Source organism: Aminobacter sp. NyZ550, from assembly GCF_025628925.2.
Lineage (GTDB): Bacteria > Pseudomonadota > Alphaproteobacteria > Rhizobiales > Rhizobiaceae > Aminobacter > Aminobacter ciceronei.
Map to the genome: position 1 here is coordinate 323,827 of NZ_CP114191.1, position 12,344 is coordinate 336,170.

9 protein-coding genes and 1 pseudogene are annotated in these 12,344 nt (G+C 62.5%); 9 read left to right on the top strand and 1 reads right to left on the bottom strand.

Annotation, left to right across the window (positions count from 1 at the left end; translation table 11 throughout):
- Positions 1–328 precede the first annotated feature (328 nt).
- Positions 329–688, bottom strand: coding sequence for a hypothetical protein (locus N7E70_RS28770; protein ID WP_192320233.1), 360 nt, complete (start codon positions 686–688; stop codon positions 329–331).
- Between N7E70_RS28770 and N7E70_RS28775 the strand changes: the two genes are divergently transcribed.
- The 9 genes and pseudogenes from N7E70_RS28775 to N7E70_RS28815 all read left to right on the top strand — a co-directional run bounded on the left by N7E70_RS28775 (position 671) and on the right by N7E70_RS28815 (position 12,194).
- On the top strand, positions 671–2,860 hold the full coding sequence (locus N7E70_RS28775; protein ID WP_263008316.1) for a LuxR C-terminal-related transcriptional regulator: 2,190 nt from the start codon (positions 671–673) through the stop codon (positions 2,858–2,860). The two genes, N7E70_RS28770 and N7E70_RS28775, sit on opposite strands and share 18 nt — an antisense overlap.
- Before the next feature lie 123 nt (positions 2,861–2,983).
- Positions 2,984–4,678: a hydantoinase B/oxoprolinase family protein gene (locus N7E70_RS28780; RefSeq protein WP_263008317.1), complete on the top strand. Its 1,695-nt coding sequence runs from the start codon at positions 2,984–2,986 to the stop codon at positions 4,676–4,678.
- Positions 4,675–6,729 (top strand): hydantoinase/oxoprolinase family protein, encoded by a 2,055-nt coding sequence (locus tag N7E70_RS28785; RefSeq protein ID WP_263008318.1) that lies wholly within the window; start codon positions 4,675–4,677, stop codon positions 6,727–6,729. The genes N7E70_RS28780 and N7E70_RS28785 overlap by 4 nt, the downstream gene beginning before the upstream one ends.
- Before the next feature lie 3 nt (positions 6,730–6,732).
- Positions 6,733–7,803 (top strand): ABC transporter ATP-binding protein, encoded by a 1,071-nt coding sequence (locus N7E70_RS28790; RefSeq protein WP_263008319.1) that lies wholly within the window; start codon positions 6,733–6,735, stop codon positions 7,801–7,803.
- Positions 7,804–7,879: 76 nt separating this feature from the next.
- Complete coding sequence (locus tag N7E70_RS28795; protein WP_263008320.1) at positions 7,880–9,040, top strand: ABC transporter substrate-binding protein; 1,161 nt, start codon at positions 7,880–7,882, stop codon at positions 9,038–9,040.
- A gap of 57 nt (positions 9,041–9,097) precedes the next feature.
- Positions 9,098–9,955, top strand: a complete 858-nt coding sequence (locus N7E70_RS28800) for an ABC transporter permease (protein WP_067968007.1) — start codon at positions 9,098–9,100, stop codon at positions 9,953–9,955.
- Positions 9,949–10,752, top strand: a complete 804-nt coding sequence (locus N7E70_RS28805) for an ABC transporter permease (protein ID WP_263008321.1) — start codon at positions 9,949–9,951, stop codon at positions 10,750–10,752. Before N7E70_RS28800 ends, N7E70_RS28805 begins: the two co-directional genes overlap by 7 nt.
- A 220-nt stretch (positions 10,753–10,972) precedes the next feature.
- Positions 10,973–11,203, top strand: a pseudogene (locus N7E70_RS28810) (aldehyde dehydrogenase family protein); the annotation flags it as partial.
- Between the two features lie 151 nt (positions 11,204–11,354).
- Complete coding sequence (locus N7E70_RS28815; RefSeq protein WP_192320238.1) at positions 11,355–12,194, top strand: DMT family transporter; 840 nt, start codon at positions 11,355–11,357, stop codon at positions 12,192–12,194.
- The last annotated feature ends 150 nt before the right edge of the window (positions 12,195–12,344 follow it).

The following is a 12,344-nucleotide window of genomic DNA, read 5'->3' on the forward strand; positions in this document are numbered from 1 at the left end:
ACTTGTCAGCGCCAACGAGCTTTGCCCTCTAGAGGCTTTGTCAACGCCGCCATCGCCAATCAGCACCTCACGGCTTTGACGCCATAAGGTGTACATTCTTGCCGCTACGCATCATAACGGCAACGTTGGTTGATGCTGGGTGCTGGCAGGAATGGTGGCGTTGTCGCCCGAACACTTCTCTGAAGGCGGCGCCGATGCGCGCATGGCGCAGGTCAGGCGCGTTCGCGCGCTGCGGCTGCTAGACGATGCCGGTGACCGGCGCCTTACACTGGTCGTTGCGCCGGCCGGTTTCGGCAAGTCCTCCCTGATGAACCAGCGCTACAAGGATCTACGCAAACAAGGCCATCAGGCGGCCTGGGCAGCGCTCGATGGCGACGATCGCGACGGCACCCATTTCCTGCTCGGACTGCTCGGAGTTCTCACTTCGGCCCACATTTTCCCAGCGGCTGCTCAGGATTATTCCAGCCTGTCGCAGCAGCATGTTCTGGGGGTCATCCTGACCCAGCTGCAACGACTGCGCCGTCCGCTCTACCTGTTCCTCGACGACTATCATTTCGCCCAGAGCGAGGAAAACGATGCGACGCTGGCGCGGCTGCTGTTTTCGCCACAGGCGCGAAACCTCAGACTGCTGATCATCTCGAGATCGGAGCCGAGACTGGCGATTTCGGCCATGCAGCTGAATGGTCAACTCACCTATCTGAAGGCCGCCGACCTGCGTTTCTCGGCCGGAGAGGCCCAAAACCTGCTGGCCATGGCCGGGGTCAAGCTCGACAAAGCGCAGGTCGAGGCACTGGTCCACAAGACAGAGGGCTGGGCCGTGGCACTGCAGCTGGCTCGCGTGCTTTTGCGCGACGGAGCCGTGACCGATAGCGACCTGCTGGAATTCAGCGGCACTCAGCTCGACATGGCGCGCTATCTGTCCGAACAGGTTTTTTCTTCGCTCTCGGTCGCCATGCAATCGGCGCTAGTCCGCGTCGCTGCCCTGCCCTATTTCAGTGCCGAGTTGGCGAGCGCAGTTGTCAGTCCATCGGCCGCCGCCGAACTGACCTCCGACATCGCCGTCGGCGGCCTGCCGATCGAGGCGTTGGACGATGGACACAAGCAGTTCAAGCTGCATCAGGTATTCCAGGAATACCTGATGCATGAAGCCCTCTTGCGCGGGCTCGATATCAACCAGATCAGGCGCACTGCCGCACACTGGTATGCGGCTCGCCGTGACTGGGCCAATGCCATTCGCCACGCCTTGCATGCCGAAGACTTCGGCCTTGCCGGGAAACTTTCCGAAAATGCCGGGGGGTGGCGGCAGGTCTATGCCGGTGCCCGCGGGTTACTGCAGCAGTTTCACGCACTGGCAGCGGTGTTGCCGGAGCCGGAAGCCGCCAAGTTCCCACGCAGCTTTCTCGGGCTGGCCGTCGCGGCCGCCAAAGGCGGCAACCTGACGCTGGCAACTCATTATTTTGAGCTTGTCAGTCGGAAAATCGACCGCACCGACAATGTCCTTGTCAACGAAATTCGCCTGATCGGCGCACTCATGGCGCTGTACCGGGACGACCGCATCGAAGCCCTCGACCTGTCACTACTCGAGCGCGACCTGACGCTGCTCGAGCTGACGGAACCGGTACAGCGGGCGCTGACCTATAACCTGCTGTGCTTCCAATACCTGGAACGCAGCGAATTCGAGCGTGCCGAGCGCCACGGCAACCTGGCGATCCAGTACTTTACCCAGGCGGGAGCGCATTTTGGAGCGATGCACCTCTACGCCCATGTGGGGCAGGCACAGTTCTTTCGCGGCGACATGGAAGGCGCGAGTGCGGCCTACGAGCGCCTGGCCAGCGACGCGCAAAACGCCATCGGCAAGGGTTGCGACCTCGACGCGATCGCCCAGGTCCTGCTGGCCGAGACCCTGTCGGAGCGTGGCCTGCATGATGGCGCCGAGCGCATCCTGGAATGGTCGTTGCCACATCTGGAAAAGAACGACTGCTGGTTCGACCTCCTGGCAGCAGCCTATCTGTCCCGCATTCGCGCACGGACGGTCCGCAACGATTTCGACGGCGTCGACGCCGTGCTGGAACAGGCAAGGCGCACCGCACAGCGCCGTGGTTTTCCTCGCCTGCAAAGGCTGGTCGCACGCGAGCAAATGCGTGCGATCATCCATTTCGGCGACATTCAGGGCGCCAAGCGTTTTGCCGACCGTTTCGATCTCAGCCCGGAATCGGCGTTCGACGTCGAGCGCAACCGGCTTTCATTCCGGCTGCGCGGCGAAGTGCCGGCAACGCTGTGGGTTCGCGTCTGGATACAGGAAGGACAGACAGAACGCGCGCTTGACATGCTGCAACGCCTGGAGGTGGCGCAGGAGCGTCCCTTCAGCGTGCCTCGAATGCTCCGGATGCGCCTGCTGGCGGTGCTGGCCGGCATGAAGGCCGGCAAGGCAGAGCGAGCAGCTTCGGTGCTTGACGAAATCCTGCTGACGCTGCCCAGCGCAACCTACCGCGCGGCCTTTTTCGAAGAGGGTCCCGAAATGCTCGCCTTGCTGCGGCGCCGCGCGCAGGAGGCCGGCCCTGACAGCCTGATCGCCCGGCGCGTCGGCCAGATATTTGCACCGGCAGATGCGTCCGCTCCCGGACAAGGCACATCCGAAACGGCGCCCGGTTCCGCAAGCGCACCGCATACGCTGACCCAGCAAGAACTGAAGGTAGTGTCATTGATATGCGGCGGCTTCTCCAACAAGGAGATAGCCCGGCACATGGACGTCAGCGAAAACACGGTGAAGTTTCACGTCCGAAATGTCTTCTCCAAGCTCAATGTCCATTCGCGCACCTCAGCCATTTCTGTCGCGCGCGAGCTAGGACTATTAGCCTAACCGTCATTTTGGGTGGGGCCTTTACCAGGCAGCCCACCCGATTGGTCGGGTAGGCAAGCTTCTTCCACGATGCAACCTTTCCGCATGGGCAGCAGATAGGCGCTGCAGTCATAAAGGTGCGGAATGGAGCAGCAAGTGCGAGCCGTCGATCCCGTGACCCAGGAGATCATCCAGGGCAAGCTACTGTCGATGGTCGACGAGATGGGCATCGTGATGGCGCGGACCAGCATGAGTCCCGTCATCTATGAGGTTCTGGACTTCGCCTGCGGCATCTGCACCCGCGACTGCGACCTGATTGCCCAGACCAACGGCATCACACTGTTCACGGGCACATTCGCCACCCAAGTCCGCAGCCTGGTCGAGAGGTTCGCCGACGACATGGCGCCGGGCGACGTCCTGGTCACAAACGATCCCTATGCCGGAGGCACACATTCCTGCGATCTGGCCATCATGCGCCCGATCTTTACCGAAGGCCGCATCATCGCATTTGCCATCAATGTCGCTCACTGGCTGGACGTCGGCGGCGCGGTGCCCGGCAGCCTGCCTCCGGACGCCAGTTCGGTGTTCCAGGAAGGCCTTCGCCTGCCTTGCGTGCGTATTGCGCGCGACGACAAGCTGTTGCCCGACATGGTCCGCATCATCAGCGAGAATGTCCGTCTGCCGGAAGTCGCGCTGGGGGACCTCAATGCGCAGCTTGCCACGGTGCGCATCGCCGAGCGCCGCATCCTGGAGATGGTCGAGAAATACGGTGCGGTTACCGTTCAGGACGCATTTGATCACCTCCTCGACGTCAGCGAGCGGCGCAGCCAAGACGTCATTGCGGCACTGCCGGATGGCACCTACGAGGCGACCGACATCATCGACGGCGATGGTATTTCCACCGATCCCATCGAGGTGAAGGTCGCCATCCGGATCGCGGGTGGCCGCATGGAAGTGGATTTCACCGGCTGCCCGCCTGCCGCGGCAGGGCCGATCAACTGCGCGCGTGGAGCGCTCAGTTCGGCCGTGAAGACCATCTTCAAGGCGCTGGTGGCACCGCAGGAGCCGTCCAACGAAGGATGGTTCCGGCCACTCTCGGTGATCGCTCCCGACGGAACGGTGTTCACGGCGCAGAAGCCCTCGCCGACAGGTTGGTACTACGAAGGCTCGGTCCATGCCTCCGAACTCGTGTGGAAGGCGCTCGCACCGCTGATGCCTGAACGTTTCTCGGCCGGCTCTTACTCCAGCCTCTGCGTCACCTACATCAATGGCCGGACCGCCGACGGCGAAGAATTTATCCACATCGAGCCACAGCATGGCGGTTGGGGCGGCGCGCCCGGTCGCGACGGCGCCAGCGCGGTCATCGCCCTGACCGACGGCGATACCTACAACTACTCGGTGGAGTTGATCGAAGCCAAGTTTCCGCTCCACGTCCGCCGCTACGCGCTCAATGTCGAAGGCGGGGCCGGCGCAGGCCAGTGGCGCGGTGGCTTCGGGGTCGTGCGTGAATACGAGATTCTGTCCGGAGAGGCCGATATCCACAGCGGCTTCGGCCGCTCGCGGACGCCGCCCTGGGGCATGGACGGCGGCGGTTCCGGCAGTCTCAACCGGCTCGATGTCGTCGACCAGGAGACAGCGAACACCGTCACCTATGGCCGCCTGTCCCACCGCCGCGTCGTCAAGGGCGACCTGTTGCGCATCGCTACCGGCGGTGGCGGCGGCTGGGGCGATCCAGCCATGAGAAGCAGGGACGCGATCGCCGAGGACATCCGCTCGGGCTACATCAGCGCAGAGCGAGCGGCATCGGAATACAATCACCGGGGCACGGCGACGAAATGATCAGACTTGCAACCGATGTCGGCGGCACCTTCACCGATCTCGTCGGATATGACGAGAAGACGGGCAAGGTCTTCACCTCAAAGAGCCTGACCACTCCGCAGGACCAGTCGATCGGCGTGCTCGACGTGATCGACCGCGCAGAGAGTGCCAGCGGCCTGGACACAGACAAGGTCCGGTTCTTCGCCCATGGCGGAACGACGGTGATCAACGCGATCACCGAACGCAAGGGCGTCAGGACCGCCCTCGTCACCACAGCCGGGTTCCGCGACGTGCTCGAGATCGGCCGAGGCAACCGCCCGGACCTCTACAATCTGCAGTTCCACAGCCCCGAACCGTTCATCCCCAGGAAGCTGAGGACCGAGGTCCGCGAACGGGTTGGCGCGGACGGACGGGTCATCGAACCGCTCAATGAAGACGACGTGCGCGAGGCTGCGCGCCTGTTCCTTGAAGAGGGAGTTGAGGCCGTAGCGGTCATCTTCCTGCACAGCTACGCCCATCCGGATCATGAGAAGCGCTGTGCCGAGCTGTTGCGCGACCTGCTGCCTGATGTCACCGTCTGCGCCAGCTACGAGATCTCGCGGCAATGGCGCGAGTATGAGCGCACCAACACGGTTGCCCTCAACGCTTATGTGCAGCCGATCATCCAGCGCTACTTCGCCAACCTCGAAAAGGCGCTTGCCGCCAAGGGCGTGTATTCGGCCTATTATGCCATGCTGTCGAATGGCGGGGTCGCAACGTTCTCGCAAGCCGTCGCCAGTCCGCTGACCCTCGTCGAATCAGGTCCTTCGGGCGGCGCGGCCGGCGCAGCAAGGATTGGTGCGATCCTCGGCGAAAGGGATGTGCTTTATCTCGACGTTGGCGGCACCACGGCAAAATGCACGCTCATCCGTGACGGCAAGCCCAATCTCGATGCTGAATACAAGCTCGAATGGGCCCGTACCTTCCCCGGCTACCCGGTCCAGGTGCCGGTGGTCGACATCGTCGAGATAGGCTCGGGCGGAGGCTCGATCGCCTGGATCGACGCTGCCGGCGGCCTGCGGGTTGGCCCGAAAAGTGCCGGCTCCGCGCCCGGACCTGCCTGCTACGGACTAGGCGGAACCGAGCCGACTGTCACTGATGCCAAGGTGGCCATCGGGCTGCTCGACCCTGCCGCATTCGCCGAAGGCGCCATGACCCTCGACGTCGAACTCGCACAGCAGGCAATCGCCGGGCTGGCCGGACCGCTCGGCCTGTCGGTGGACGACGTCGCCCAGGCCATCATCGACGTTGCCGAGTCCAACATGATCAATGCGCTGAAGCTGGTTACCGTCCAGCGCGGTCACGACCCACGCGATCTTGCTCTGGTCGTCAGCGGCGGCGCCGGGCCGATGTTGGGCGCTCGCCTTGGTCGCGAACTCAATGCCAAGTCGATCATCATCCCACCGCATTCGGGCATCTTCTCGGCCTGGGGCATGCTGGCCGCGCATCCACGCGCCGACATTCGCAAGACGTGGTTTTCGCCGCTCGTCGCCTCGTCGCTCGGCGAACTGGCCAAGCTCTTCACCGACATGGAAGGCGAGGCGCTTGCCTATTTCGACCGCGACAGCACGGACGGCGTCACCTTCAGCTACACGGTCGAAATGCGCTATCACGGACAGGAGCACAGCGTATCGACCCGGTTCACACCGTCGATGCAACTGGTCGATTTCGCCGAGGCTTTCCACAGTGCTCACGAGACCGCCTATTCGTTCCGCCTGCCCGATGCACGCATCGAGGTGACGAACCTGCATCTTCAGGCCGAGATCGCCGGTAACGTCATCGACTGCCCGCCGATCGACAATGACGGCCGCACTGTCGCCAAGGCACGAAAGGGCGAACGCAAAGTCTATTTCGGCAACGATGGCGGCTGGAAATCATGCGCTGTCTATGATCGTAACGGCCTGCCCTGCGGTGAGCGTCTGAGTGGCCCGCTGCTTGTCGAGGAGCCCACCACGACAACGCTCGTGCATGCAGGGCAAGTCCTGGAGGTCACCGACCGGGGCATCATGGTAATCACCGAAGAGGTCCGCTAGTCCATGGCCATCTCGATTGGAATTGACGACGTAACCAGGACCTTTGGCACGGTCAAAGCCCTGGAGCGCGTGGGTCTCAAGATCGAGGCCGGCGAATTCTTTACATTGCTCGGCTCGTCGGGTTCGGGAAAAAGCACGCTGCTTAAACTGATCGGGGGGTTTGATCGCCCCACCACCGGCCGTGTCCTGTTTGATGGGCAGGACGTTACCGACCTGCCGGCCAACCGCCGCCCGTCAAATACCGTCTTCCAAGACCTCGCTTTGTTTCCCCACATGACCGTGGGCGACAACGTCGCCTACGGTCTGAAGGTGAAGGGTGTGGCTGCCGCTGAACGCAAGAAGCGCGTGGACGGCACGCTTGGCCTGGTCGATCTGGCAGGATTTGCCGAACGCAACGTCAACCTGCTCTCTGGCGGGCAACGGCAGCGGGTCGCTCTGGCACGCGCGCTCGTCATGGAGCCGGGCATCCTGCTTCTCGACGAGCCCTTGACCGGACTCGACGAAAGACTGCGCCAGCAGATGCGCGACGAATTCGGCAGGCTGCACAAGCGGACCGGTTCGACCTTCGTGCTGGTCACCCACAATCAGGACGAAGCGCTGAGCCTCAGCGACCGTATGGCCATCATGCATAAGGGCAGGCTCGAGCAGGTCGGACGGCCGGCCGACTTCTTTGCCGCTCCCGCCAATGATTTCGTCGCACGCTTCGTCGGCATGGAACGCGTCCTCAAGCCTGAAAGGCTCGAACGCAGCGGCGGCGACACAGTCGCTGTCATAGCCGGTGAGCGACTGGTTCTTCCAGGCGCTCGCGACGTCGGGGAAATGGGACTCCTGGCGGTTCGTCCCGACCGCATTTCGCTCGCGAACGTGCATGCAGCGCCCGGAAGCTCACTTGCAGCGACCGTGGCCGGACGCCAGTTCCGCGGCCGGTTCTTCGACTTCTATCTTGAGCTCGGCGATGGCCAGAAGCTCGACGCCGAAATCCCGGTCGAGTTCGCCGACGCCTGGCCCGAACCGGGCAATCCGGTGCGGCTCGAATTCGCCGGAGGTGCCTTGGTGCCCGTGCCCGCATCCTGAACTGCGGCGAACCGTGACACCTGATCATCCTGAGAAGATCTTCATAAAAAGAAGGGGTAACGCGATGACAAACAGCATGAATTCCTTGAACGGCGCGATGGCGAGCAACATCAGCCGACGTCAATTGCTCAAGACGCTCGGGGCGGGAGGTGCGGCATTGGCGGCCGGATCCATGTTTCAGCCGATGTCGGCACTGGCCGCGGGCGATCTGGCATTCTGGGCGACCGGCACGCTTGATGTCGGCGACGACTGGTCGCGGGCAGCTGACGATGCGGGCCTGAACGTTGCCTTCACAGACAACGGCAACGACCCCGGCCCTGCCGTCGCGCGACTTGTCGCCGGCAACGCAAACGACCTCTTCGATATGGGTGGCCTGCAGGGCGGCGCCGAGAAGGAACTCGCTGTCCAGGGCGCAATCGTTCCCTGGGACCTGTCGAAGATCCCCAACTACGAAAGCGTCTGGCAGTGGGCAAAAGACATCCCCTACCTGCACCATGACGGAAAGCAGTACGGCCTGCCTGCCGTCATCAACGCCGACTCGATCATCTATCGCCCCGACAAGCTGGGTAAGGTCGACAGCTACGGCGTCATCTTCGATCCGAAGCTGAAGGGCCAAGTGGCAATGGAAGACGCCTGGATCAACAGCGCCGTCTTTGCAGCCATGTACCTGAAAGAGACGGAAAACCAGAAGATCGGCAATCCGGGCAACCTGACCGCGGACGAGCTTGGCCTGGTGATGGAGTTCCTTATCAAGCACAAGAAGGATGGCCAGTTCCGCACCTTCTGGAGCGGCTGGGAGCAAGGCGTGCAGCTTGTCGGCGATGGCGAGGTGCTGGCCATGACCGGGTGGGAGCCCATCGTCTACGAAGGTCGCAAGCGCGGTCTGCAGGTCGAGTACGCCGCACCCGTCGAAGGCTACGAAGGCTGGGGCAACAACCTCGTTCTGCTGAAAGGCGCGGTCGACCGCGGCCTTGGCGACGACGCCCACAAGCTCGCCAATTGGCTGCTCGACGGCTTCTATGGCTGCACGCTTGGCGAACAGCGCGGCTACGTCGTGCCGAGCGATCGCAATGTTGCCTACGCCGAGGCAAATGCGAGCCAGTTCGACCCGTCAAAGGTCAAGGCACTGGCCGAGCACGTCAAAGCCAAGTTTAGCGGCAAGGTAGCCTGGCAGAACACGCGCCCGGACAATTTCCAGCTCTACGAAGAATGGTGGCAGAAGCTGCGTAACGCCTGATTGCGACCAACAGCGGCGGGAGCGGTTCGCGCTCCCCCGCCTTTTTCTGGAAACCAGATGAAATCGCCCGGCCTTCTACTCGCACTCCCCACCGCACTCATCGTGCTGCTGCTGGGCTTCGTGCCTCTGATCGTCATCCTCGTCTGGAGTTTCTGGACCTGGGATCCCGCGACCTACTGGATCAGGCCGGAGTTCAGCCTGGCCGGCTATGCAGCGATCCTCGAGGCCGGGCGCTGGAGCGTCATCGTCGGATCGCTGGGCAAGGCGTTTCTGACCGCCGCGATATGTGTCGTCATAGGCTATCCCGCCGCGATGGCAGTGCATTTTCTGGCAAGCAGGCGGACTGCACTGCTGCTGATGGCGCTGTTCACCATTCCGTTCTTCACCTCATACATGATCCGCGCCTTTTCCTGGCGGCTCGTGCTCGGCCGCAACGGCCTTATCAATGGCTGGCTGATGGATCTCGGGATCGTCGACCAGCCGCTGGACTGGCTGCTGTTCTCCAATTTTGCCGTCAATGTCGGCCTCGTCGCCTCATATCTGCCCTTCGTCATCTTTCCGCTGATCCTGTCGATGCAACGCGTCGAGCCATCGCTGCTCGCAGCCAGCCAGGATCTCGGCGCCGGCTTCTGGCGGACCTTCCGCTCCGTCCTGCTGCCACTGACCCAAGCCGGCATATTTGCCGGGTTCCTCTTCGTCTTCGTCATGGCGGCGGGCTCGGCCACAGAAGTGCAGATGCTCGGCGGTGCGGCCGCATCGATGATCTCGGTGATGATCAACGACGTCATGCGGGTTGTGAACTTCCCGCTGGCCTTCGCAATCTCGACCCTGGTGCTGATCATCCTGTTCGGACTGATTTTCATCGGCAACCGACTGTTCAAGCTGACCAGCCTGTTCGAGGGATTCACATGGTAGCCGGTTTCGAAAGCCGCCCGCTTAAGGCCGCCATCTGGCTGATGACTGCCATAGGGCTGGCGATCATCTATCTGCCGCCGCTCTACCTGGTGGCGGTGTCGTTCAATCCGGCGCTGCAGCCCGCTCTGCCGCCGCTGTCCGACATCAGCCTGACCTGGTATTTCGCGCTCGCCAAGGAACGCACCCTGATCAGCGCATTGCAGGAATCCCTTCTGGTCGCGACCATCACCGCGCTGGTGGCAACCGGTCTCGCGCTGTTGTCGGCTCTGGCCTATATGGATCTCGGCAAATGGCGCTCGCGCTGGTTCATGTTCGTGCTGTTGCCGATGTTCATTCCAGGGATCATCCAGGGCCTGTCGCTTTCGGTGATCTTCGGGCGCATCGGACTGAAGCCGTTCTGGGGCACGGTGGCTGCGAGCCATCTGTTGTGGGCGCTGCCATTCGCCTTCACCGTCATCCTCACCAGCATGGCAGCCGTCAGGCGTTCTTACCTGCTTGCCGCGTCCGATCTCGGCGCTTCCTGGTGGCGGCAGCTGGTCGACGTGACATTGCCACTGATCAAGCCAGGCCTGGTGGCTGCCTTCATCTTCTCGTTCCTGCTGTCGCTGAACGAATTCGGCCGGGCCTTCTATCTGGTCGGACGGCAGAACACGCTGCCATTGGCGATGTTCGGCAAGATGAACTCAGGCGCCTCGCCGACGATCTATGCCCTGTCGGGCTCGATCTTCCTGGCTTCGATATTGGCGGTGTCGTTCGTGCTGCTGGCAGCGCAAGCCAAGGATCGCAAACTGCGGTAGAGCACGGTCGGCCCGCCGCTTTGCGGAGACTGGCTGTGTTGATGAACCGATCGATGCCGCCAGCCGACCCGCACTGCCGGCTACAGGTTCAAGGTGCAGGAACTCGGCGGTAACTACCACCGATCAGCCTCAACGAACTGTCCGATGACGATGTCGCCATGGCGGCCGATTCGGCTGTCGCCGGCGCGACCAAGAACTCGGGCGACGAGCCGATCGCTGCACCATCTTCGGCCTCTGCTCAGGCGTCTGCACCAACGATTTCCGCCGCATGCAGAAATACATCGCCGGCCTGCAGGTTGGCACGGTGAATATCTGGGAAGTCTCGGGATATCGCATCGAGATGTCGCCATTTGGCGGGATCAAGGACTCGGGCAACGGCTACAAGGAAGGCGTCATCGAAGCGATGAAAAGCTTCACCAACGTCAAGACCTTCTCTTTGCCCTGGGTCTGAGCCTTGTCTTGAGCCGGCAAATCAGATGAGTGTCGATGAGGGAGCCTGGTGCTCCCTCATGTGCTTGGAGGGGAAATGCTGTTGCCTAACGCCGGCTCGTACTCGACCGGGACACTACCCTTGCCTGCGACCTTCCTGAAAGCCTGAACGCATGTCCGGCTTTGCCCTTACCATCGTGCTGGTGGCAGCCTTGCTGCATGCGAGCTGGAACGCCGTCGTCAAGGCCGCAACCGACCGTGCCGTCGTCCTGGCAGCAGTGTCCGCCACCCATGCCACGCTCGGGCTCTTGTTGGTGTTCTTCGCCACGCCACCGTCGCAAGCGAGCTGGATCTACATCTTCCTGTCGACGGTCATCCACTACGGCTACTACGTCTTCCTGTTCCAGTCGTACCGGCTGGGTGATCTCAGCCAGGTCTATCCCATCGCCCGCGGACTGGCCCCGGCGCTTGTCGCTTTCGGTGCCTATGTGATGATCGGCGAGACTCTGCCGCCCTTAGGCTGGGTCGGGCTTGGCGCGATTACCTTCGGCATTGCCTTCCTCGCCTTCCAGCGCGGCGCAGCCCATGCCGATCCGCGCGCCGTCGGCGCTGCCGCCATCAACGGCGTGCTGATCGCCTCCTATTCGGTCATCGACGGCATCGGCGTGCGCCTGTCCGACAGCCCGTTCGGCTATATGGGCTGGCTGTTCCTGCTCGAATTTCCCGTCACGCTGTTCGTGCTGTTCCGACGCCGCGGCGCAACCCACACGATCGATCGCAAGACGGTCACGCTCGGCCTCGTCGGCGGCCTGGGCGCCGTCTCCGCCTACGGCCTCGTCATCTACGCCAAGACGATCGCGCCTCTGGGCGCGGTCTCGGCCGTACGTGAATCGAGCGTCATCATCGCAGCCCTCATCGGCCTGTTCATATTCGGCGAGCGACCGTGGCAGGCCCGCATCTTTTCAGCCGTCATCGTTGCCGGCGGGGTGATCGCACTCGCCTTCTCAGGCTGACAGGCCGGCAAGCTTTTGCGTTTCGGTGCAAAAACCAACGCCCGTGCACAAGCATGCGGCAGCCTTGTCACATGCCTGTCGCAACCCTGTGCATCACATAAGCTCAGCCTACCAGATCATAAAAAGAATAGATTTTACTTATTGACCGCC